At 41.7% G+C, this 24,517-nt stretch carries 19 protein-coding genes and 1 other RNA gene; 10 read left to right on the top strand and 10 right to left on the bottom strand.

The features are described 5' to 3' along the window. Window positions 1–41 precede the first annotated feature (41 nt). Together atpA and H6G14_RS06920 are read left to right on the top strand one after the other, a co-directional pair. Window positions 42–1,562 carry a F0F1 ATP synthase subunit alpha gene (gene atpA / locus H6G14_RS06925; protein ID WP_011319378.1) on the top strand — a complete coding sequence of 507 codons (1,521 nt, stop codon included), beginning with the start codon at window positions 42–44 and terminating at the stop codon, window positions 1,560–1,562. A gap of 88 nt (window positions 1,563–1,650) precedes the next feature. Next, a complete protein-coding gene (locus H6G14_RS06920; RefSeq protein ID WP_190566353.1) occupies window positions 1,651–2,598 on the top strand; it encodes a F0F1 ATP synthase subunit gamma in 948 nt (315 codons plus the stop codon). Window positions 2,599–2,957: 359 nt separating this feature from the next. Here H6G14_RS06920 and H6G14_RS06915 read toward each other — a convergent pair whose 3' ends face one another. Continuing rightward, window positions 2,958–3,140: a hypothetical protein gene (locus tag H6G14_RS06915; protein ID WP_190566352.1), complete on the bottom strand. Its 183-nt coding sequence runs from the start codon at window positions 3,138–3,140 to the stop codon at window positions 2,958–2,960. A 683-nt stretch (window positions 3,141–3,823) separates the two neighbouring features. Here H6G14_RS06915 and H6G14_RS06910 point away from each other — a divergent pair. The 6 genes from H6G14_RS06910 to H6G14_RS06885 all read left to right on the top strand — a co-directional run bounded on the left by H6G14_RS06910 (window position 3,824) and on the right by H6G14_RS06885 (window position 9,165). After that, entirely contained in the window at window positions 3,824–4,090 is a 267-nt protein-coding gene (locus H6G14_RS06910) for a ribbon-helix-helix domain-containing protein (RefSeq protein WP_190566351.1), read from the top strand. After that, a complete protein-coding gene (locus tag H6G14_RS06905; protein WP_190566350.1) occupies window positions 4,090–4,392 on the top strand; it encodes a type II toxin-antitoxin system RelE/ParE family toxin in 303 nt (100 codons plus the stop codon). The genes H6G14_RS06910 and H6G14_RS06905 overlap by 1 nt, the downstream gene beginning before the upstream one ends. A 228-nt stretch (window positions 4,393–4,620) precedes the next feature. Continuing rightward, window positions 4,621–5,010, top strand: a transfer-messenger RNA (tmRNA) gene (gene ssrA, locus H6G14_RS06900). Between the two features lie 1,322 nt (window positions 5,011–6,332). After that, window positions 6,333–7,070 carry a hypothetical protein gene (locus tag H6G14_RS06895; protein ID WP_190566349.1) on the top strand — a complete coding sequence of 246 codons (738 nt, stop codon included), beginning with the start codon at window positions 6,333–6,335 and terminating at the stop codon, window positions 7,068–7,070. A 62-nt stretch (window positions 7,071–7,132) separates the two neighbouring features. Then, complete coding sequence (locus H6G14_RS06890; RefSeq protein WP_190566348.1) at window positions 7,133–8,359, top strand: hypothetical protein; 1,227 nt, start codon at window positions 7,133–7,135, stop codon at window positions 8,357–8,359. 413 nt (window positions 8,360–8,772) lie between these two features. Then, window positions 8,773–9,165 carry a carboxymuconolactone decarboxylase family protein gene (locus H6G14_RS06885; RefSeq protein WP_190566347.1) on the top strand — a complete coding sequence of 131 codons (393 nt, stop codon included), beginning with the start codon at window positions 8,773–8,775 and terminating at the stop codon, window positions 9,163–9,165. A 49-nt stretch (window positions 9,166–9,214) separates the two neighbouring features. Here the strand turns inward: H6G14_RS06885 and H6G14_RS06880 are convergent, their stop codons facing one another. Then, window positions 9,215–9,835 (bottom strand): class I SAM-dependent methyltransferase, encoded by a 621-nt coding sequence (locus H6G14_RS06880; RefSeq protein ID WP_190566346.1) that lies wholly within the window; start codon window positions 9,833–9,835, stop codon window positions 9,215–9,217. Window positions 9,836–9,985: 150 nt separating this feature from the next. On the opposite strand from H6G14_RS06880, the gene H6G14_RS06875 reads away from it, so the two are divergent. After that, on the top strand, window positions 9,986–10,444 hold the full coding sequence (locus tag H6G14_RS06875) for a DUF1392 domain-containing protein (protein ID WP_190566345.1): 459 nt from the start codon (window positions 9,986–9,988) through the stop codon (window positions 10,442–10,444). Here H6G14_RS06875 and H6G14_RS06870 read toward each other — a convergent pair. From H6G14_RS06870 to H6G14_RS06855, 4 genes are all read right to left on the bottom strand, one after another. Continuing rightward, on the bottom strand, window positions 10,441–11,379 hold the full coding sequence (locus H6G14_RS06870; RefSeq protein ID WP_190566344.1) for an ABC transporter permease: 939 nt from the start codon (window positions 11,377–11,379) through the stop codon (window positions 10,441–10,443). The genes H6G14_RS06875 and H6G14_RS06870 overlap by 4 nt on opposite strands. A gap of 111 nt (window positions 11,380–11,490) precedes the next feature. After that, complete coding sequence (locus H6G14_RS06865; protein WP_190566343.1) at window positions 11,491–12,543, bottom strand: ABC transporter permease; 1,053 nt, start codon at window positions 12,541–12,543, stop codon at window positions 11,491–11,493. Window positions 12,544–12,783: 240 nt separating this feature from the next. After that, window positions 12,784–14,256 carry an ABC transporter ATP-binding protein gene (locus H6G14_RS06860; RefSeq protein WP_190566342.1) on the bottom strand — a complete coding sequence of 491 codons (1,473 nt, stop codon included), beginning with the start codon at window positions 14,254–14,256 and terminating at the stop codon, window positions 12,784–12,786. Then, a complete protein-coding gene (locus H6G14_RS06855) occupies window positions 14,257–15,306 on the bottom strand; it encodes a BMP family protein (protein ID WP_190566341.1) in 1,050 nt (349 codons plus the stop codon). It abuts the gene before it with no gap. A gap of 180 nt (window positions 15,307–15,486) precedes the next feature. On the opposite strand from H6G14_RS06855, the gene hetI reads away from it, so the two are divergent. Then, entirely contained in the window at window positions 15,487–16,200 is a 714-nt protein-coding gene (hetI, locus tag H6G14_RS06850) for a 4'-phosphopantetheinyl transferase HetI (protein ID WP_190566340.1), read from the top strand. A gap of 36 nt (window positions 16,201–16,236) precedes the next feature. Here hetI and H6G14_RS06845 read toward each other — a convergent pair whose 3' ends face one another. The 4 genes from H6G14_RS06845 to H6G14_RS06830 all read right to left on the bottom strand — a co-directional run bounded on the left by H6G14_RS06845 (window position 16,237) and on the right by H6G14_RS06830 (window position 24,361). Then, entirely contained in the window at window positions 16,237–17,100 is an 864-nt protein-coding gene (locus H6G14_RS06845) for an SDR family NAD(P)-dependent oxidoreductase (RefSeq protein WP_190566339.1), read from the bottom strand. A 594-nt stretch (window positions 17,101–17,694) separates the two neighbouring features. Beyond that, the gene (locus H6G14_RS06840; protein ID WP_190566338.1) at window positions 17,695–19,215 is read right to left on the bottom strand and encodes a thioester reductase domain-containing protein; all 1,521 of its coding nucleotides are present in this window, start codon (window positions 19,213–19,215) and stop codon (window positions 17,695–17,697) included. 19 nt (window positions 19,216–19,234) lie between these two features. Continuing rightward, complete coding sequence (locus H6G14_RS06835; protein WP_190566337.1) at window positions 19,235–20,893, bottom strand: PfaD family polyunsaturated fatty acid/polyketide biosynthesis protein; 1,659 nt, start codon at window positions 20,891–20,893, stop codon at window positions 19,235–19,237. A 138-nt stretch (window positions 20,894–21,031) separates the two neighbouring features. Next, window positions 21,032–24,361 carry a PfaB family protein gene (locus H6G14_RS06830; RefSeq protein ID WP_190566336.1) on the bottom strand — a complete coding sequence of 1,110 codons (3,330 nt, stop codon included), beginning with the start codon at window positions 24,359–24,361 and terminating at the stop codon, window positions 21,032–21,034. Window positions 24,362–24,517: the final 156 nt, after the last annotated feature.

The raw sequence follows: 24,517 nt of genomic DNA, 5'->3' as shown, positions 1-24,517 counted from the left end.
TATTAAATATCTTCCGTCTCGCAAGAAAAAAAGATACACACATGAGCATTTCAATTAGACCTGACGAAATCAGCAGTATTATTCAGCAGCAAATCGAGCAATACGACCAAGAAGTCAAAGTTGCTAACGTCGGTACTGTACTACAAGTAGGTGACGGTATCGCCCGGATCTATGGTCTAGAAAAGGCTATGGCTGGGGAACTTTTGGAATTTGAAGACGGCACAGTTGGTATCGCCCAAAACTTAGAAGAAGATAACGTTGGTGCGGTACTGATGGGTGAAGGCCGGGAAATTCAAGAAGGTAGCACCGTTACCGCTACTGGCAGAATTGCTCAAATTGGTGTCGGTGAAGCCTTAATTGGTCGTGTGGTTGATGCTTTGGGTCGTGCTATTGACGGTAAAGGCGACATCAAAGCCAGCGAAAGCCGCTTGATTGAATCACCAGCCCCCGGTATTATTGCTCGTCGTTCCGTACACGAACCGATGCAAACCGGTATCACCGCGATTGACTCCATGATTCCCATCGGCCGTGGTCAACGGGAATTAATCATTGGTGACCGTCAAACAGGTAAAACTGCGATCGCTATCGACACCATCATTAACCAAAAAGGTGAAGATGTAGTTTGCGTTTACGTTGCCATTGGTCAAAAAGCTTCCACCGTTGCTAACGTAGTCCAAACCCTGCAAGAAAAAGGTGCAATGGATTACACAGTAGTAGTTGCTGCTGGTGCCAGTGAACCTGCTACCCTACAATTCTTGGCTCCCTACACAGGCGCTACTATTGCTGAGTACTTCATGTACAAAGGCAAAGCTACCTTAGTAATTTACGACGATTTATCGAAGCAAGCACAAGCTTATCGCCAAATGTCCTTGCTGTTACGTCGTCCACCAGGACGGGAAGCTTACCCCGGAGACGTATTCTACATTCACTCTCGTTTGTTGGAAAGAGCAGCTAAACTCAGCGATGAATTGGGTAAAGGTAGCATGACCGCGCTACCAATCATCGAAACCCAAGCTGGTGACGTTTCTGCTTACATTCCTACCAACGTAATTTCTATTACAGACGGTCAGATATTCTTATCTTCTGACTTATTTAACGCTGGTATTCGTCCGGCTGTAAACCCTGGTATCTCCGTATCCCGTGTGGGTTCTGCGGCACAAACCAAGGCGATGAAAAAAGTTGCTGGTAAAATCAAACTCGAACTAGCACAGTTTGACGACCTCCAAGCTTTCGCGCAATTTGCTTCCGACTTAGATAAAGCTACTCAAGACCAATTGGCAAGAGGTCAACGCCTACGGGAACTCCTCAAACAGTCCCAAAATCAGCCCCTATCCGTAGCTGAACAAGTAGCCATTTTGTACGCAGGTATCAACGGTTACTTAGATGATATCCCTGTTGATAAAGTCACCACCTTCACCAAAGGCTTGAGAGATTACTTGAAGTCTGGCGTTAACCCCTACTTCCAAGACGTACAATCCAAGAAAACACTGGGTGATGATGAAGAAAAAGCATTGAAGGCAGCTTTAGACGACTACAAAAAAACCTTCAAAGCTACAGCGTAATTAGTCATTAGTCATTGGTCAGTGGTCAGTAGTAATACACACTGACAACTGACAACTGACAACTGACAACTGACAATCAACAAATATTATGCCTAATCTCAAATCAATACGCGATCGCATTCAGTCGGTCAAAAACACCAAGAAAATCACAGAAGCCATGCGGCTGGTAGCGGCGGCGCGTGTACGTCGCGCCCAAGAACAAGTAATTGCTACTCGTCCCTTTGCTGACCGTTTGGCACAAGTTTTGTATGGCTTGCAAACTCGTCTGCGGTTTGAAGATGTAGACTTACCACTACTGAAAAAACGTGAAGTTAAATCAGTAGGCTTGTTAGTTATTTCTGGCGATCGTGGTTTGTGCGGCGGTTACAATACCAACGTCATCCGTCGTGCCGAAAACCGTGCCAAGGAACTCAAAAAAGAAGGTCTAGACTACACATTTGTCATTGTTGGGCGGAAAGCTGAACAATATTTTAGACGGCGTGAGCAACCCATTGATGCTAGTTATACTGGCTTAGAGCAAATCCCCACCGCCGATGAAGCTAATAAAATTGCTGACGAGTTGCTGTCTTTATTTCTTTCTGAAAAAGTAGACCGCATCGAGTTAGTTTACACCCGCTTCGTCTCCTTGGTGAGTTCTCGTCCTGTCATCCAAACCTTGCTACCCCTTGATACTCAAGGTTTAGAAGCAGCTGATGACGAAATCTTCCGCCTGACAACTCGTGGCGGTCAATTTGAAGTGGAACGGCAAACAGTGACCAGCCAAGCTCGTCCCTTGCCCCGCGACATGATTTTTGAACAAGACCCAGTACAGATTCTTGATTCACTATTGCCCTTGTATTTAAGCAACCAGTTATTACGGGCGCTGCAAGAATCAGCTGCCAGTGAACTAGCTGCGCGGATGACAGCAATGAGCAATGCCAGTGATAACGCCGGTGAATTAATCAAGTCTCTTTCACTGTCCTACAACAAAGCCCGTCAAGCCGCTATTACCCAAGAACTCCTTGAGGTCGTCGGCGGTGCAGAAGCGTTGACTTAGGAAAAACTCAATTGTTGACTATAAAAAATAGCTAATTGCTGGTGACTTTAAGTCTAGCGATTAGCTATTTTTAGTTTCGGTGATTGGATGTTAGGTTTCGCTCTAGAGTCGGAAAAAATTTTTTTCGATTATGTTTGGTGAAGTACTGTATGACGAAATCTCCCGAAATGCACCAATAGTAAGGTATTAAAAACCCCAAACTAGCCCAATGCGTGATCGCACTTCACTACAAAGGTTGCTTGTACTCAAACGTTTGAAGTCTTTTTTTAGGGTTCGTGAATCAAACAGATTCACAAACCCTCTAAGGGATGAGTCTATATTCAAGCAAAATGATGCTAGAATTCGCTATCTATTTGTCGTTACTTGTCCTCATCCTCCTTCTTCTCATCATCTAATGTACTACCTTTGCCAAATGGGATAGCAGCCAAAGCAGCAGGTGTGATAGTCGAAGCAAACGGGATATAGCTTGCATCTTGGATAGCCTTAACTACAGGAACAGTAGCTATGGCAATCAGAACCATTTTGATTATGGTCGTATTCATGGCAGTATTATCTAACGTATTTTTCAGCAAACCCTGGCACTTACTTTTTTAAGTTGCTGGGGTTTTTACTCTAAAGACAGTCATCTTCCAGCAAGACATTCAAGCACATTACACAAGGTTGAAATACTATACCAGAGCGATTTAAGGTTTTTGACGTTTCGCAAGATTGTCTATATTCACGACGTAATTCTCTAGCTGTAAGTAGAACGAATTAAAAAAACAAACTATGTTAAGTAATGTAAAAATACTAGGATTCCTCTCGTAGTAAGAACTTTAGTCCTTTTTTGAGAACTAAAGTTCTCACTACAAACCTTTAATTATTTACCCTGTTCTACTTATTACCAAAATATCCCTGTACAATCCAATGGAGATGATTAGGGATTGTAGGCAGTTGATTAACATACTGTGGTTCTATGACTGTTACCTATACCGCAACTTATCATGGCAAGATTCATCATTATTATGAAAAGCATCGACTTCGCAATAAAGCTACTCAGCGTTGCCTATCTGAAATCTTGATAGATAAACTACTTTCAAAAAAGTGAAAAACTCCCCGCTTAGTTCTTACTTATTTATGTAGAGTGGTAGTTGGTAAGAGCGATCGCTCTTACCGTGAGGAGCGTTACGTTATCATATTTCCCAAAGCCACAGCTAACGCTTTTAGGCAACTATAGATAAATAGTATGAATATCCAACTGAAAGCTGAATACGAGCAATTTATACAAACCCGAATTGCTACAGGTAGATATGAAAATGCTGAAGATGTGATTATCAAAGCATTAAAACTGCTGGAGGAATGGGAGAAAGGTTATCAAGAATGGGAAAAAGAAACTGAGAAAAAACTAGCTGCTGGGCTGGCTGCTGTTGAACGTGGAGAAATTGAGGATGCTGGGATAGTCATGGGGCGACTAGAGGAGAAATTACGCCTAGCCCGTGAAACTCAAGGATAATGGAATACTTTATTGCCAAGGAAGCCAGCCAAGATTTAGATGAAATTTTGGATTATTTTTTAGTTCGCAATGTCAACGCTGGAGAAAAATTTATTCGAGAATTTAATAAAAAATGCCAAAATATAGCTCAATTTCCCAATATAGGGCGAAGTTACGCCAAGTTTGACCCCAGGCTGAGAGGAATACCACTAAATGGCTACATTATTTTTTATCAAGTTTTTGAAGATAGTGTTGTGATTGTGCGGGTAGTAAGCGGTTATCGGGATTTAGATTCTATATTTGTAGCTCTGGATGATGAATAATGTTTGGGTCTTCAGCAAGTCAAGCTAAAGTGAAAAGTAGTATGTATACTTCGGCTTCTGAAGTTATTGCCGTAGCCAGATAGATTAGGACATCAAGCCAAGATAAAACCCTGACAACACAAGACTTTCAAGTCTGTCAACCGTCAACTGTCAACAGTCAACATCTATATCCGTGAAGGTTTACTCCGAATTAAAAATCCCGTACTATAATGGGAACATAGCGATCATGGGTCCGTAACGGTTTCGACAGGTTGGCGAACGCTACTCTGTGATTCAGGTCGAGAGTGAGTCTCCTCTCGCAAATCAAGGCTCAAAACAAAAGTAAATGCGAATAACATCGTAAAATTTGCTCGTAAGGACGCTCTAGTAGCTGCCTAAATAGCCTCTTTCAGGTTCGAGCGTCTTCGGTTTGACTCCGTTAAGGACTGAAGACCAACCCCCAACGGATGCTCTAACAAGTGTTCTCTGGTTAGCTTGTTAGTTAAGATTCAATCAGAGTATCCTACGTTCGGGATAATGAACGATTCCCGCCTTGAGGGTCAGAAAGGCTAAACCTGTGAATGAGCGGGGGGTCAATACCCAATTTGGACAGCAGTTCGACTCTGCTCGGATCCACTAACAGTAAATATAGTTAACAAGTCCACTTCCTACGAGGTGGACTTTTTGATTTGTGGATACATTTGTATCCACTGGAAAAATGATGGTTATACCAATCCAAAATTCACTCATAGCCTACAGCAAGGGTGCGCCAACAAAATACCCTTTGCTACGCAACGCTACCGCGTAGCTTGCTTCACCATAGGGGTACGAGTTTTCCGCAGGAGTACCAAAATTAAGAATCAATACAGGAAAAGCATTTAGGACTGTATATCTGTGGCATTCTTTTTTTATCCCTTGTAGCTGCACTTATACCGATTCCCGATTTTGTTGGTGTAGCTTTTGGTGCGGAATGATATACGAATGCTACGCAGGCGTAATCCTACCCGTAGGGTATTTTTAATTAGTGTTACCTACCAGCGACCCCGGCTAGTTCTTTATCCTGAATACTTATTACTTTAACGTTTTTTCACAATTCTACATATTTATATAAGTATATACTTATCACTATAAACATAGCAACGTTACTTTTCACTTGTATCTGCGTTATTTAAAGGAATAAAGTTATTTAGTGTGCAATTTTTAAAGTTGTATATGCTACTCTTAGGTTCTCACTTTCTGATGGTAGAATTACTGCACACATACAAAATCAATGTTTTGATATTGCCTGAAGATGTTAAAACTAAGTGATATAGAGGTATTATCTACAAAGACAAAAAAATGTTCAAGATTAACTGCAAATGCTCCTAGTGTTTGTCAGAAATATCAGTAATTAGCGGAACAAAGAGTTAAGATTCCATAAATTAGGGTATGATTCTGAATTAATTTCTTTGATACCCAAGTAACATTTTAAAAAATGTTACATACTCATTGTAAAGCTTAAAAGCTTGTTATAACTGCAACAAGCTAAATCAGGCGCTAAAGTAGCATAAATTACATTTATGTAATTTATACTCTGTATCATGACGAAAAAACTCTATTAGCGCCCACGAAAAAGCTCAATACAGTAAATGATTCTAGGAAATATTAGGGAGGGATTCAAAATCTAGATAAATGTAGCAAATTCTCTAATTAGTGGCAAAAACTTAAGTATAAGCTAGTTTTTCAAAAAATTAACAAAGTCATTCCTCTATGACTTTGGAGTTAAAGGCTGCCTATAAAAGGAGACATATTTAATCTCAATAATCAAGATTCCTCTCTATTACCTTCTAGATTTATCTATATAAAGTAGCGATATCCGGAATAATACATAAATAATTTACATACAGTAAATCTATCTAATGGTTGATAGCGAGTAAATCAAATAAATTTCACTTCCTTTGTAGCAGACCTATAAAATTTCCATGTTGTTTACAAATCAGTCCATAAATATTTCAAATAAGGAAATAAAAATCATGAAACCCATTATTTTTTTGTCTCAAATACTTACCTTTTCAGCATTAGCTTTCGTGTCGGTTCCTAACGTTGTAGTTGCACAAGAAACTCAAGCATCCCCTCAGCCAGAAGCTGCACAGAAAATTTGTACCTCAGATCCAGTCGAAAATTTGCTACCTCCATTACCTGGACAAAAGAGAGGTAATGATTCTGCGCTTTCCTATCTTGCTGCTCAAGGCTTTACACAAAGTGAAGACGGGTCTTGGGTATGCTATGTGAACGACTCCAAAAAAGAGGGGCGTTACTATACCTTATTTAAAGTTCAAGAAGTTAACGGCAAGCTAATTGGTAGTTCTTTTTTGGATGGTGGTACTCTCACCACTGGACAAGATAGCCGGAGTCTAGATTTCTTTATGACTCTGATTGCAAACCACACAAATATCGAGCCAGAAAATCGTCAAAGTATACGTAGATATCTAGAAGCCTTTATTGAGTTAGTAGAGGAAGGAAAAATACAACCTTCTCGTCGTGGTTTTGTCTTCGACCAGCCCAATCGTGCGTTAGTTATCTATCACAAACTCACTACTGGAGAACTGCAAGGCACTGCTATTACCCTGAATATTCAAGTGCCTAAGAGTGTGAGTTCTGGCTCCCTCAAAAATATATTGCCAGTATCTCCACAAGGAACTGTAAAGCCCAATCAATAAATACTCACCTCTCAAAGGTGGTTGCTGTACTTAGTTAGTTTTGTGTCGTTTACCAAGCATATATGAAATTCGTTAAAAATATTGTCATATTGCTGTCATCTTTGGCAGCAGTATTAACTGTATGCGAGAACGCAAATGCAGGCAAAGGAAGTTTAAATGTCGGTGCAAAGATTCCACCTGGACAAGAGCGTCAGTTACTCCAGTATCAGCTCCAGAATGATGGTAAAGGTCTGCGTCAGATCAGAGTCATTCCCGAATGCGTCGTAGGATTTGCTTTAGGCTGTAACAAAACTGGAACGATTCTTGAGCAAGTCATTCAGTCTAATGGCGGCCCTACCTATCAACAGATGTTAATGCGAGCAGCTGGTGGGGAAGATAACTATCGCAAGTTTTCTAGTTTTTACGGTTATAATCCCAACCCATACGCCTCTGTCTGGAGAAGATTTGATAGAGAGATTTTAGATTCTGTTCAATATAGTTCTGGTTCTAGGCTGAGTTCTAATCCTGTCGCAGGTTTAAGAGATGTCACTAAAAACTTTCTATTAGCACCTCTTCGAGGATCAGATCCTCGTAGCGGATTCATAAACTTGAAGATTAGTTATGTCAACACTCTTTTACAGGAAGCATCAAAAATACCTAACCTAGAGCAAGAAATTCGTCAGCTTGGCTTAGAGCCAAGAATGACGGAATTCTATGTCAATAATATTGCAAGAGGATTAAATGCTTTACGTTCAGGAAACAATAAAGAAACCCAAGAGATAAGTTTGAGAATACTCTCTCATCCATATACTTCCGTATTAACAGGTCAACCGTATGGGCGGGAACCCCAAACTTTAGTAGCTTTTTCTGAGGAGGGAGCAACAATTCCTGGTGGCTTAAAGGAGACGCTAGCAACACCAGGAGAATCTGAATTTGTGCAGGGAGAAGAACTTGGGGGTGATGAACTGTTGATAAGTTCGCCCGAAAGTCTTCCTGTCATGCCATTCATGGCACTGCTGCCACTTGTGGTTTTACTAGCATTGTTGGGTGGAGACCGTAATTCATCCAGTTCCTCACCTCCGGGAACATCAGGTTTCCCGACTCCACCAACTAATCCTCCCAGTAATGTATGTGATTTTGTGAATCCTGATGGAAACCCAAATGGAGGAGTTTGTGAAACCCCCATTACTCAACCCCCAACAGAAGTGACGAGGGTAATGGAACCATCGACTATGAAAGCTATTCTGTTGTTGACTTTGATATTTTGTTTAGTCCGCTATAAACAAAGGTGCGCTCAGGCAAAATATTGAATAGATTAATGGAGAAACTTGCAAGATATAGTCAGGACTTACGCAAGTGTCACAATCGATGGTTAGTGCGTGACGCTATAAGTCTCATTACTACGTTCAAATACTTTCGTAGCGTCACACACCCTACATAAAAAATATGCCAGTTGCGTAAGTCCTAATAGTTTTTAATCCAGTCCTAAAAAAACTTTAATGATCACCATGATTTAGGATGACTGGACTAAATAGCTGTGATGAACTGGGTGCATCATCAGATTTGAACCGAGGTATTTTGAATAAAAATCTCTCAGCGATAAACTGAGAGATTTTGCCTTTTATTACTTTTCACATGAATATATCCCACTCTTACAGGATATCTATACTTTTAAAATTGAGTGTGCCAAAATGCCTAATTGTGATTTGTCTGTCAGAACAATATGACTCAGCTGATTGAATACGAAGACGCAAGTGATGAAGTAAAGGCGGTATACGACGATATCCGCGCTACTCGTCAGACGGAGTACATCAACAATTTCTGGAAAGCGATAGCTAACCATCCTCCCACCTTAAAAAGAACCTGGGAAACCATCAAAGAGGTGATGGCTAGTCCTGGTGAACTTGATCCTTTGGTACGTGAACTGATTTACATTGCTGTGAGTGTCACTAATGGCTGTGATTATTGTATTTCTTCCCATTCAGCAGCAGCCCGTGGGAAGGGAATGAATGAGGCTATGTTTGGTGAACTCTTGGCTATTATCGCTACGGCTAACACAACTAATCGCCTTGCTAATGGCTATCAAATTCCTGTAGATGAGATATTTAAGACTTGAAGTAGATCAAGGAAATCAATGCACAAAATTGATTTCCTTGATCATGAATTTATATTGCTTTTTTGGTTGCACATCCTTGGTACAAATGTGCCATCAAATCAGGAAAATTCTCAGGTGTAAAGCGTTTTAGCTCTACATGGTCAAAGCTTTGTTCTACTAATTTTTGAATATTTCGATTCAAGTGACATCCGTCGGCTAAGACTTTTTGAATTGGGGTTAGGCGATTCTGCCAGACTTGTACATTAGGCTGATTACTCAGTCCATGTTCTAGAAAAAAGAACTTACCACCTGGTTTTAATACCCGATAAACTTCTTTTAGGGCTTGTTCCACATTGGCAATACTGCATAACGTCCAAGTACTGACTACACTATCAAAGGTATTATCTGCCATAAGAAGATTTTCACCTGATAGCAGGAGTTGTTGAACTTTAATCCCAGAGTCATCAATACGCCTTTGTGCTATGGTGTTCATCCCTGGATTCACGTCAACTGTGGTGATTTCGTGAATATACGAAGGATAGTAAGCCAAATTTAATCCAGTGCCAAAACCGATTTCTAGTACTTCTCCTGTTACGTCTGTTAGTATTTCTTGACGATATGTAGCTAGGGTAGAATCTGACAAACTCCAGTCTAGAAGACGGGGAAAAATGACTTGTGAATAGAAACCCATAATTTTCATCTCTCCATAATTCGATTCTGTGTTGTTGATCTGATGAAGTTATTGATTCGGATGTTGTCTTGTTTTAAACATATGGGAATTATGTTCCGGATATTACTTGTGCAAGCAAGTCTATGTATAAAAATAGAACCGCAAAGCATCATGATGAATCAGATTACGACTTTAGAGTCTTGTTGGCATATTTCTCCTCCTTGGGGTGCAGTCACACCTCCATTAGCTGTTCAAATCAGAGAAGAGGTGTTGTTAAGCTCTGATTTGTCAGGCCATTGCTGCGGGGTTCATTGGGAAGAGGAAGAGTGGGTTTATGCAATAGTTTCCCATAATGAAACTCTTTATCTACGCAGTGGGGAATTTTCACCAACAAGTGTATTCAAAAGTCAAACTGTTTCTCATCAAGCTTTTCAATTAGGCGATGTGGTTGAGGTTGATTTTAGTGAGTTGCCAAATCGGCGTATTATTCAAGGGGTTTTTAGTCTAAAACAAAATTGGCTTTATGCTGTAGAATGGCGATCGCCTATTTTAGAAGAAACTACAACGGCTCAAAGTAGACTGATATGGTTGGCGGATATTGATTTGGTCGGGATAAAGGCTAGATTTTAATTGTTTTGGGGATGTTCTGGTGAGTAAGGAACACCATTACTTTGGGGTGGTCTAGATTTACCTGCTAATCCTACTAATGCAAATAAAGCGATCGCATAGGGTAACATGGCAAGAAACTGATAAGGGATATTTGCACCCAAGGCTTGAATGCGTAACTGTAAGGCTTCTGTTGCGCCAAATAAAAAGCAAGCCAGAGTACTACCTAAAGGATGCCACCTACCAAAGATTAAAGCCGCGATCGCAATAAATCCTTTACCTGCACTCATATTTTCGGTGAAAAATTTTATCTGTACTAAGGTGAGATAAGCACCGCCTAAACTAGCAAGACAACCACTGATAACTACAGCCGCATATCGCACCTTTGATACGGACACACCAGCCGTTGCAGCCGCTTTAGGATATTCACCCACTGCCCGTAAAGTTAGCCCAAAGCTAGTATGAAATAAAATATAATTACTGACAATCACTAAAGTTATAAGTAAATATACGAAAATATCTTGTTGAAATAATAAAGCTCCAAGTATGGGTAAATTTGCTAGAGCAGGAATAAGGATAGGCTCAATTCCTGGCAATCTTTGGGTGCTACTACCATGAAATACTAATCGCGCTAGAAATGATGTTAACCCCGCAGCTACCAGATTGATTGCTAATCCTGAGACTAGTTGATTGACGTATAAAGTAACACATAAAAAAGCGTGGAGTAAACCGACTAATCCCCCAGTGATTAAGGCACAGAGGACACTAAACCAAGGATTACCTGTGTAAAGTGTGGCAACTGCACTGGTAAAAGCACCTGTTATTAACATCCCTTCTAGGGCAATATTTAGCACTCCTGAGCGTTCTGAGTACATTCCCCCAAGGGCTGCAAAGGCTAAGGGTACAGATAGGTTTAAGCTAGCGACTAGGTAATCAGAGAAGAAGTTGAGGTTATTCATGGTTTTTAACCGCAGCGAAAAGTTCTGTTCGCGTAGCGTCTCCGTTAGGAGAAGGAGGGTTTCCCTCCGTAGGAAACTTTTCAAGACAGAGTATCGCTGAGAGTCTTGGCGTTAAACCTCCGCGTTACTTTGCGTTTTGATTCGTGTTTCTACGGCGAGGCTGATGGCGATGAATAGGACGGTGAATCCTTGGATGGCGTAAACTACGGTGACGGGGACATCTGCGCTACGTTGCATGACGTTTGCACCACTACGCAAAGCGGCGAAAAATAAAGAAGTTAGGACTACACCGTTAATACTACCGCGACTGAGGAAGGCGATCGCAATGGCATCAAATCCGTAGCCAGGGGAAACTTGTTCAAATAAGCGATATTTCAACCCCATGACTTCCGATGCACCAGCCAAGCCTGCTAAACCACCGGCTAATGACATTACTAGGATAATGGTATTTTTGACGGGAATTCGGGCATAATGGGCGGCTGTGGGGTTAAAACCAACGGCGGAAATTTGGTATCCTAGAGGCGATCGCTCTAATAGCACCCATAGTAGTCCGGCAGTGAGTAAAGCTAGTAAGATACCTGCATGGGCTAGACTTTGGGGTAGGATGATGGGCAATTGTGCAGATTTAGCAATCAATGGCGAATAGGGACTAGGTGCGCCTGGTGCTTTTAAGGGGTTCTGCACTAAGTAGCTGATTAAATTGACGGCGATGTAATTTAGTAATAGGGTGGTGATAACTTCATTGACTCCCCGCACGGCTTTGAGATAACCGGGTATCCAACCCCAAACCGCACCAAATCCAAACCCTGCAATAAGGGCTAGGGGAATATGTAAGATGGGTGGTAATCCTTGCACATATAACCCAACTAACGCGCTACCCAACGCACCGAGATAAATTTGTCCTTCGCCACCGATATTAAATTGACCAGCCTGTAATGCTATTAAGACACCTAAACTGGTGAATAGTAAGGGTATCATTTTGGTGAGGGTGTTACCAAAGCCGAAGTAAGTAGAAAGGGATTCTTGGAATAAAGCTGTGTAGGCGGTGATGGGATTTGCCCCAGCGAGTAGGATGAGGATAGCACCGACGATGAGAGCAAAGATAATTGCAATTAGCGGTGATAGGATTGGTAGCAGGAGTTGAAAGCGTTTATTTGTGATCATGATGCGGTGATTGCCATCCCTCAACCCAAAAAATGAGTATCAGCATTCCTGAACTTTCCTCAGATGTTTCTGGATTGTTTAAACCAATATAATACGCTTTAGCTTTAACTTCTAATTCTCAAACGTATCAGAGGTAGCGTCTTCAGATTACATCTTCAGGAATCGAGTGTCCGCCGTTAGCAACTCGTTGTGCTATCCTTTCTACTGCTACCACCAATGATGTACAGACTTGGCATTTTATTATCTGCGCGTCCCCCCGGCCATCAATAAACCAATTTCTTCTATCGTCGCCATCTGTGCATCCAAAATAGCGACAAACTCACCTCTATAGATTACGGCAATGCGATCGCTCATTGCTATCACTTCTTCTAGCTCAGTAGAAATATACAATATTGCCGCACCGCGATCGCGTTCTGCCAACAACCGCGAATGGACTGCACTTGTCGCGCCGACATCTAACCCCCGTGTGGGTTGCATCGCTACAATTAAATCTGGTTCTCCCCCCAGTTCTCGCGCCAAAACTACCTTCTGTTGATTTCCGCCTGATAATTGGCTTACCTGGATATCTTCCCCAGTCGCCCGGATATCAAATTCCTGCATGGTAACTTGGGTATGATTTTTGATGACGGATGGTTGTAGTAAGAAATGGCGACAAAAGGGTATGTTTTTAAAAACATTTAAAATTAAGTTTTGAGCAATGGTGAACTGCAACACCAGTCCCATTCTTTGCCTATCTTCAGGGATGTAGCCTATTTTTTGTTGAGGATAAGGGCTATTAAATTGAATTTTACCATTGACGATACTTCTTAAATTGGTGATGGCATCAGCTAATTCTCGCTGTCCATTCCCATCTACACCAGCAATTCCCAAAATTTCCCCAGCGTGCAATTGAAAAGAAACATTACGGACAGCCACAACACCCCTATCATCAGCAACTTGTAAATTTTCTACTGAGAGTATGACTTTTCCTGGTACAAATGCAGATTTATTGACTTGTAAAACTACTTCCCGTCCCACCATCAATTCTGCTAATTGCTGAGGAGTCACATCTTTAGTTGTTGTTGTCGCTACTACTTTACCTCGCCGCAACACTGTGACAGTATCGCAGAGATTGATTACCTCTTCTAACTTATGACTGATAAAAATAATCGTATTACCAGCCGCCGCTAATTGTCGCAGGATATTAATTAATGATTCTACTTCTGTGGGTGTGAGAACGGCTGTTGGTTCATCGAGAATTAATAGTTTAGCTTGGCGATATAAAACTTTCAGGATTTCTACTCGCTGTTGTGTGCCTACAGGTAAATCTTCTACTTTCGCTGTAGAATCAATTTCTAATCCATACGCTTGGGATAAAGCCGTAATTTCTTGTTGTTTTTGTCGCAGGTTTAAACGCCAGCTATTTTCCCTACCCAAGATGATATTCTCAGTCACAGTTAACTGAGGCACAAGCATGAAGTGTTGATATATCATGCCTATACCTAATTTTATGGCTTCATTGGGAGAATTTATTTTTATTAGCTGATCTTGTAAATATATTTCTCCCGCATCAGGCTGATATAGACCACTAATAATATTCATTAAAGTAGTTTTACCTGCGCCATTCTCACCTAGAATTCCGTGAATTTTACCTGCATCAACACTCAGGCTAATATTATCATTAGCGATAAATGAATTAAAGCGTTTACTAATATTTTCTAAACGTAAGTACATTTAGGCTTTTTTGACACAACGTGTATTTTTACCAGCTTCCTGGCAAGTTGCAAAAGTGATTTTCTTATCAGCAATTTCCTGTTTTGCTTTTAAAGCATTTTGTTGCACAGCTTCCGGCACTGCTGCGCCAAATTTACCTAAAAATAATATATCTTCTCGTTCCAAACCAATAGTATATATCTGCCCTTTCAGTTGTTTTTGCTTTGCAAGTTCTGCTAAATGGGCTATGGCTATATCTAATCTTTTAACTGCGCTAGTTAACACTGCATTGGGGGCAATATCTAACTGGTCTTTGGTATTGCCAAAAGCATAAACACCCTTATCACTGGCTGCTTGTAAAACTGCGGGTGCGGCACTATCAAACCATTGATAAATGACATCAACACCGGAGGAAATTAAAGCTAATGTTGCTTCCTTTGCTTTAGCAACATCACTCCAATCACCTGTAAATGTAGAAACAATTTGTATCTTGGGGTTAACAGATTTTGCTCCTAATTCAAATCCCCTTAGTTCTTCTTGCGTGGCGGGAAATTCTTGTCCAGCTATATAAGCTAATTTATTCGATTTAGTTATAGCCGCACCAATGATTCCACATAAATAGCTACCTTGCAAGTGGTCGATTCGCAAAGAGGCGATATTTTCTGCTTTGGTATTACCATTAACACCCACAAAAAATGTGTTGGGAAATTGGGGCGCGACTTGTTCTATTGCTGCATCAAATTGTCCACCGTGGGCAAATACAAGATTATAACCCTTACGAGCAAAGTCTGTTAGTGCTTCTGTTTGGTCGGCTTGGGCGACTTGTTCCACATAGGCGACTTCTGCATTGAGCTTTTGTTTAGCTAAGTTGAGTCCTTCATAGCCAGACTGATTCCACGCTTGGTCTGTGATTGCACCAGGTAGGGCGATCGCTATTTTAAACCCTTCCGCACCACTACTAGCCGTTGGCGTGGGAGTTTGATTACTACTACAAGCTTTTAGTAATAGGCTAGTGGTAAAAGTAGCTGCACCATATAATACAAATTTACGCCGGCTAAGGTCTTGCTGCATATACTGCCTTTCGAGATGTAGTCATTTTAGTAACTACCATACTTTAATATCGTCAGTAATATTTAGCAGATTTCAGTTGGTGGAACAACAGGCGCTCCCAAACTTACCAAATCACTAGTCTCTAAAAGTTTAGTAAAAATCTTATATTAATAATTGCGTTCATTTATTTTTAATTGTTAATTGTTGCAGCATACTTGGCTACCAAAACCCTCAGATTTAACCTTATTGTCAGATGAAGTTCATCTCTGGCGCATTCCTCTCGAACGACCAGAATCACAGCTACAGGATTTAGCCGCCACCTTATCTAGTGACGAATTAGCCCGTGCGAACAGATTTTATTTTCCCGAACATCGGCAACGCTTTACTGCTGGTCGTGGTATTCTCCGCAGTATCTTGGGGCGCTATTTGGGTGTGGAACCAAGTCAAGTTAAATTTGAATATGAATCCCGTGGGAAACCAATATTAGGCGATCGCTTTGCTGAGAGTGGTTTATTATTTAACTTGTCACACTCCCAGAACTTGGCCTTGTGTGCAGTCAATTACACGCGCCCAATCGGCATCGATTTAGAATATCTCCGCCCCACATCTGATTTAGAATCCCTTGCCAAAAGGTTCTTTTTACCGCGAGAATATGAATTATTGCGATCGCTACCCGATGAGCAAAAACAAAAAATTTTCTTTCGTTACTGGACTTGTAAAGAGGCTTATCTTAAAGCAACGGGTGACGGCATCGCTAAATTAGAAGAAATTGAAATAGCACTAACTCCCACAGAACCAGCTAAGTTACAGACATCTCCAGCGTGGAGTCTCCTAGAGCTAGTGCCAGATGATAATTGTGTTGCTGCTGTTGCCGTGGCGGGTTTTGGCTGGCAGCCAAAGTTCTGGCAGTATTGATATAATCAAAACCTCATTCCCTAAGCAACTGCGTTGTCATGAGCGATGAGACTCGACAGCTACATAGCTGTCTTGGACTCTATTGTCTGACCGTTTTTGGTTGAAATCCACCACACCCAACCAACGATAAATTCTATCCACCGAAGTAGGAGAAATTTGTCCCACAGCCAACATGAATTTTGTCAAACTTTCCGTGATGGGATTTTGATTGACAATTACTTCAGCTGTCTTATTTTTAATAGCTTTAACGACGGCATTAGCTACACTTTTGGGTGTAGAAATACCTGCTAACTTGGGTGCAGATACACGAGTATCAACAGTCATCCCCGTTTGTGAGACATAGCCTGGACAAACTACCGAAATGTTGACACCAGTACCAACTAATTCCTGACGCATCGCATCAGTCCACATAATCAAACCTGCTTTGCTAGCTGAGTAAACGCTGTTGAAAGCAACGCCCTTTTTACCAGCTAAAGAAGCTATATTGACAATCCGACCACTACCGCGTTCCATCATGCTGGGTAGTAACAAACGTGTTAATTCCATAACAGCCAATAGATTAGTGTTGAAGATTGATTGAATTTCCGCTAGAGAATAATTCGCAAAAGCTGCGTTAATTTCTATGCCAGCATTGTTAATCAAGACATCAATAGGGCCGACAATATCTTGAGCCTGCTGGACAAGATCCGATAATTGTGATGTGTTCCTCACATCAAAAGGAATAGCGATCGCTTTACCACCCGCAGCCTTAACTACATTACAGGTTTGGGCTAATCCTAATTGAGAACGAGAAACACAAACTACCGTTGCCTGTTCTTTTGCCAAAGCACGAGCAATGTAGACACCAAGACCGCGTGAAGCGCCGGTTAAAAGTACTGTCTTACCTGTAAGAGTTGTCATTGTAACCTGCTAGTCTCCAAATTCTGAGCCGCAGGATTTACGCATCGATATCTTGGGTAAACTCTGTGTAGCCTAATTCAGCCATGACCACAGACAGTTGAAATCATCAAACTACCCACCCATCCACAACTAAATGCGATAAAGACAGCTACACTTCACACTCGCTCATAGAACTTACGCGCGTAGACTGCACTCGTTTGGCAAAAACTAGGATAACTCACTCATAACAGTGTTGATCGCCTATGTTGCAGAACAGGCATTAATTTAGATTAGGGATTTGTTCAATGAGGTTTAACCTGAATTCAACTACATTTATAGCATTTATTTAAGGGGGGTAGTGTTATTGATAAACCTTATTTAATGTCATGCAACAGGAAAAACCCAGTTTCTCAACGAAACTGGGTTACACGCATGAATTAACAATTCAAAATACCCTGCGGGAAGGCTGCGCCAACAAAATTCAAAATTAAAGACAGTTGGAGTCGGGGTTTTAAACCCTTGAATTTACGATAAACCATCTGTAGAGACGCGATTCATGAGCCAGCTCGTTGCGGGGGTTCCCCCCGTTGTAGCGACTAGCATCGCGTCTTCTCCTCACGCCAAGGTCAAGAACCCGGTTTGAATCAAGTAAGCTGTGTAAGTCATGAATAATTTGCCATCAATGGGCGGACAACCAATAGAAGTACCAGCTAGGGCTTTGATGGTGTCTTGACAGCTAATGTGGGGTCTTCTGGCTTTGAGGTATAAATCGGGGATGGTGAGTTGTTCATCAGACCAGCGTTCTAGGAGGAAAGGACGCAAGGTGTATAAAGGATTATCTACAGAAGTGGCATTATTGATTAACTCTGCTTGCCATTCTTCGTAGGGAAGGGTTTTAATCTCGTAGCCAAAGGAGCGTACCCAGTCAACTAAGACACTTAAAGATACTGGTTCTGGGTGTTGTAGGTGGAAAGCTTTACCTAGCGATTCCTTCTGCATCGATAGATGCACAATCGCTTTGCTGACATAATCTACAGGAGACATATCTAGCATATATTCTACATCAGGGAAGCATCCCATTTGCAGACAACCCTTGACCATCAAATTGATAAAGTCGTGGGTGTTACCGATACCAGTCTCACTATCTCCACCAATTAAGGGTGGTCTATGGATAGTAACAGGTAAACCGCGATCGCTCGCAATCTTCACTAATTTTTCTGCTACCCATTTGGTTTGGGAATAACCAAGGAAAATTCCTTCCCAATGGCTAAAATCATCGCTTTCCTTGACTACCTTACCAGCATAGACTGGTGATTCAAACACCGCCACACTAGAAACGTAATGCACAGGCTTAACTTTAATTTGACAAGCCAATCTTAAAACTTCTTGAGTTCCCAATACATTCGCAGCCTTCAGGGCTGAGTAAGGGAAAACATAATTCAACAACGCGCCACTATGATAAATAGTGTCAATTTCTGCCGCCAAAGTTTGGAACTGTGTGGAACTTAAACCCAAAAGTGGTTCCGCTAAATCACCAACAACTGGAATAATTCTCGACTGATATTCCTCCTGCCAAATCGCGTAACCTTCCAGATTGGTTTGGATTTTGGCTTTACCTGCCTCTGCATCAGCAGCGCGTACCAAACAATAGACATCAGCCTGAGTTTGTTGTAGCAGTTCCCGAATTAAGAAAGCGCCTAAAAATCCAGTCCCCCCAGTCAGAAATACTTTCTTAGGTTGAGTTACCGGAAAATCAACCGGGATAGCACCACCAGGATGAATTGTGGGGTCGAGAACCACCTCAGCTTGTAAGTCGAGAACTGGTGTACCATTACTATGACTAGCAGTAGCAGAATCTGTATCTTGTTCCTCTGATTGTTCTGTCAACTCTTCAGCTAAACGCTCAGACAATGACTCAATAGTGGGGTAATGCCACAACAACAAAGGTGATGGTTGAAATCCCAACAATTGTTCTAGTTTGCTAACTAAAACCATTGCCTGTGCCGAATCCAAACCATAGCTTTCTAAATTGACAGTAGCATCGATTTCATCACTATCTACTCCCAACAATTCAGCTAGATTAGTAATCATCCAAGCTTGAATATCTGCTGCACTATAATTTTGTTTTAGACTCATTTTGAAATCTCCAAATTATTTAGTAACGAACTGGATGATATTGACAGTAAGAATCAGGTATTTGCATTCCTTGAATTTTCAGACTTTGAATGCGATATAAAAACGCCGCACCAGTCATAATGTGATGAGCCACATCAACAACGCGCCGATTATTTACTTCTGCCAAATAAGAACCACGCACCCAGTCATTAAACCCACCCATTGCCGGGCCGCACCAAATTTGATAATCTACTTCTCTGCCTTTTTCCCCAGCACTAGACCAACGGGAAGACAAACCTAAATACCAACGGAAAATCAATGCCATTTTTAATTTAGGATTATTAACTGCCTTACCCAATTTCTCAGGATTTCTCTGAGATAAATAAGCCGCAGTTCCTTCCCAAACCTCAGCAATTGTCTTGCGAAAAACTTGTTTTTCTAACTTCTCTCTCTCGGCTGGAGGAATTGCTTCAATTGAGTCATAAGTGCGGTACAATTCATACAACTTTTGCGCCCGCATAGCGAACATCGTCCCCCGTTTGAGGACTTGTAATTTCACTCCCATTTCAAACATATCGGCGGCGGGAGCCATAATTACATCAGCCATTTCCGCCTGCGCTAATAATTGCTTGGTATGGTCACAAGCGCCCGATTCAATACAAGCTTGATTCACCGAACCAGTCACCACATAAGCAGCACCCATCATAAAAGCTGCTAAAGCTGATTCTGGTGTGGCAATTCCTCCAGCTGCACCGACTCTAATAGGTTGCGAGTAATTATATTGTCTTTGAATTTCATCTCGCAAAGCAATGATAGAAGGTAACAAACAAACCAAAGGACGATTATCTGTATGACCGCCAGAATCAGCTTCCACTGTAATATCATCTGCCATCGGTATATGAGCAGCCAGCTTTGCTTGTAACTCAGTAATTAAACCTTGTTCCAGCAGTTCTTTAATAATTCGGGCTGGTGCAGGCTGCATAAATTTACTCGCAACTTCCCGGCGAGAAATTTTGGCAATGACTTTATTTTTAATTTGAATTTGATTGGCATCATTTAAACTTAATCCCGCCACCCGATAATAAACAATGTTGGCAGTTAAATCTAAGAATGCTGAAGCTTCCACAGTTGTTACCTCATATTTGAGGTATAAATCCACAGCCCGGCGTTCAATTGCCATATCGTTGGGGCTGTGAATTAAATTGAAGGCGTAAGGGCCATGAGGTAGGGCTTGTTGGATGCGATTAATCGCTACTTCTAAGCGTTCTGGAGGTAAACCACCTGCACCAAAAGAACCGAGAATTTTTTCTCTACCTAAAGCAATGACCATTTCTTCCGAAGCAATACCGCCAGCCATTGCTCCAGTCATATAGGCAGATTGTACGCCATAAAACGAGAGAAAACTGGGGTCGCCCAATTGTTGAATGCAGATAGATGGTAGAGATGTTAAAAGTTCTACTTGTCCTGTTGTCCCAAGTTCAACCGCAGATAGATAACCGTCATTTGTGACACCAATCTTGCCAGCAACTTTCACAATATAACAAGGTTTATCTAAAGCCAGTAGTTTGTTTTTTATGGCTGTGTGTTCAAAAGATATGCAGTCTAAAGAACCTTTCCAAGCTAGATTTTGATATGAGGTATAAGCTAAAAAGCCTAAACCATTATCATATTTATTTATCAACGCATCAACAGTGGTCACGGTCGTTCCCTCGCACGATTAGCAATGAATTACTACCTATTGGTAATGGGTAATAGGTAATAGGTAATAGGTAATAGGAAGTAGAGAATGACCAATTATCTATTACCAAATCCCCCTCAAACTAAAACTCTTACTAAACTAGTTACCGTCTTCCTGCAATAAATCTTCAGCACAAACCATTTGTAATTGAATAATTTCGCTCATTTGCTGACTAAAATCTTGTCTGGCTTTTAAGAAGGCTGTGTGATTTTGCGTGATTTGCAAATTGTTCGCATTCAGTTTTTGATACTGAGCCTTATTTAAATCCAACATATTGATAATGGTGGCAAATTCGATATCGGTGGTGGTATTGGAGAGAAAATCTGACGGTGTGGCTGGTTGAGTTGCAGTTAACTCAGACGATTTTAATGGTTCTTCTGGCTTTAAACCGTGTTCAATGATATTTTCTGCGGAAAACGGTTTTGGCTTTGGTAGACTTTTTTGATGAGATAAATACGTTGAATTGATACCTAAAACCTTACTAGATGGTGCTATATTTTGCTGCTTTTTCTCCCTAACTTCTGCAAATAGCTGGAGGTTTTCTGGACTCAAGATTTTTTCAGTAATTGAGTCACCACCCACGGTTATTTTTCGTAGTATGACTTTATTTAAGTTGCTAGTTTCAATAACTGGGCTGTACAGTGGTGACAAATCCACATTCACCCGATGGCTGACAAGTTTAGCTAAAGCTTTCACAAAAGAAGTATGGTCATCAATTCCCCGACGGTTGAGGGAGACGGTGATGTGTTCTTTGTCTTCTAAAATTTTGTCAATCCACCGAGAACAAACACTACCAGGGCCAGCCTCAATGAAGATTTTTGCCCCGTCGTCGTAGATGCGGTTGACTAACTTGGGAAAATCTAGTTCTTGAGACAACCCAGTCGCCAGACTGTTAGCAACAACTCCAGTCTCCAGCTTTATCGGTTGATACTCAGCCGCAGAGTAGAAGGTGATATCAGCAATATCTTGGACTGGTAAGCTATTTAGTTCAACAAACTCATCATACTCCGATCGCATCGCCTGACAATGGATAACATGATCAAAGGGCGCTGTGAAAGAATTACAGCCAATGGTTTTAATCACCCTTTGACAAGCTGCTGGGTCACCAGCAATTAATACCTCTTCCGGTGTATTAATTTGCGTCAGATATACGCGGGGTTCGTTTCGGATAGCATCGCGCACCTGGAGGGGACTAGCCATCAACACATAATTACCCCATAAATTATCACCTGAAGCTGTATCTGCTTTTGGTAATCCCCAATACTCACGCACTGCATTTTTCGGCCCGGATAACCTATCACCAAATAAAGTTGATGAGTTAAAAGAGTTACTAACTTCCGAAAAATTGCTCCAAATCCCTTGAGCAACCATCATACTGGTTTCACCCAAGCTATAGCCAAACACATATTTGGGGTGGACTTGAAAATCATCCCGAATAATTGTCGTTAGCAATCTGGTGCAGAAAATTTCCGCCTCAAACATTGCTAAAGAATCGCTCAAGAGTTTTTTCTCTAGCTGTTCTAACTGCCTAGTCGATAACTTATTCAAGCTTCTGGGGAAAACCAATCTTTCAATATCCGCAGCCCGCTTGTAGAGGCTTTTGACAAAGGAATTATCGTGGAGTTTGGGGAAGAGGCGGAAAAGATTGCGCCCGATACCTATGTAGGAATTCACCGCCGCCGGATACACATAAGCCACTTCACCCTTTTTACCCAAGGGTTGGGCGGTGAAATAACTACCTACAGGGGTTTGCCAGTCTGTACCTTTATCAAAAGCGGTGTTAATGCCTTTCCGTGCAGATTCGATTTCTCGCAGGAGTTCTTTTTTGTTCCGCCCCGTAATTGATACCGCGTAGTTAGCTGGAGATTGCTGCTGAAAAGTAGTAAAAGCTTGGCTTGCACTACGAGAAAAATCAGCACTCTCAGCAATACTCTTTTGCAGCTTATTTAAAGCCTCTAATAGGCTTGTCCGGTCATCACCAGCCACCGGGAACAGCAAAAAAGGCATCTGTTCCAAATACTGATTCGGGCGTTCGCCTTGATTAGTTTCTTCCGACAAAATTACATGGGCATAACTACCATCACAACCCATACCATTAATCGCCGCAATACGTCGTGAGGCGTTCTTACTCAAAAACCAAGGTCTAGACTCTGTGACTACATAAAAAGGGCTACCCTCAAATACTTGGGGAGTCTTCACGCCAGACCAGTTAGGAGTAGCCGGGATATATCTGTAATACAGACACAAAGCAGTTTTAATTAAGCTGGCAATTCCCGAAGCCACAAAAGTATGACCAATGTTCGCTTTGACACTGCCAATAGCACAGTGCAAGCCATCACCCACCGATGGATAAGCCTGAACTAAACCAGCGATTTCCGCCTCATCTTCCTGGGAAATACCACTAGCGCAAACCTCCACATACTTGACTTGCTCAGGTGGTACACCCGCCATCTTTAAGGCTTGTTGACAGGCTTGATTAACACTGTCCCCATCGATTTTGGTGTGGGATTGTCCAATACTAATAGCATCAATTACAGCATAAATGCGATCGCCATTTTCTATCGCTTGCTGATGACGCTTGAGAACAACTGCACCTGCGCCTTCTCCCACCGTCCAACCATTGGCTTTTTGGTCATAGCTGAGAGTATTAGCGCCAGTATTAATTGGTGCTGCTTGACTGCGTAATAATACGTTTTCTACACCGCCAGCCAAATCTACCGCACCCACAACCACTGCATCTACTTCTTGAGTCATCAACAGCATTTGGGCAACTTCCACCGCCTTGAAAGCTGAACTTTCTACAGCCGTGAGGGTGAAAGAAGGGCCGGTGAAATTCCACAAAGAGGAAATCCGACTAGCCATGATATTGGTGATGTAGCTTAAATACTCACCAATTTCTACTTGATGGTGAACACTGTCTCTAACAATACTTTCCAGTTGAGCAACTTGGGGTGATGGTAAAGTAATTTCCGCCGCATTCAAACCATCTTTAACTTGCCAAGATGAATCCCACCGTTGTTGTAGCTTGTGTACCGACAATTCGGCTTCAGCCGCAATAATCACAGCTACATTGCCACCTTCAGGAATTTTCGCATCTTTTAGGGCGCGATCGGCCACTGTCAACAGTAGCAATTGTTGAGGGTTGAGTTTTTCGACTTCGTTGGGAGGAATCTTATAAGCGAGAGTGTCTAAATCAAAGTCTTTGATATAAGCACCTACAGGGGCTTTACCATCAGTTAAACCATACTCTTGCAGTAAGTCTTTCTGCTCGTCAATACCGTACCATCTTTTCGGCGGTAGGGTAATGAAATGCTGCTTACCGTCATAAATACTGCGTTCAAAAGCATCTAAGCCATTGCACTCACCAAAGAAGGCATCCATACCTACAATGGCGATTTTTGCTGTGTTGTTATTTTCTGCTGCAAACATGACTTTACTATTAGCCTGTCAAGGTTGAATGGAGAATTAATGGCGTTGTTGATTGGTGGGATGATTTTTGTCTCACGCATTCGCCCTTGGCGTTCCCGAAGGGTAGGCGCAAAGACGCAAAGAGTTTAAGAAGATGTAGGGTGCGTCAGTGCAATA

The organism is Nostoc parmelioides FACHB-3921, from assembly GCF_014696625.1.
GTDB lineage: Bacteria > Cyanobacteriota > Cyanobacteriia > Cyanobacteriales > Nostocaceae > Trichormus > Trichormus parmelioides.
This window is presented reverse-complemented; position numbering and strand designations above follow the sequence as displayed.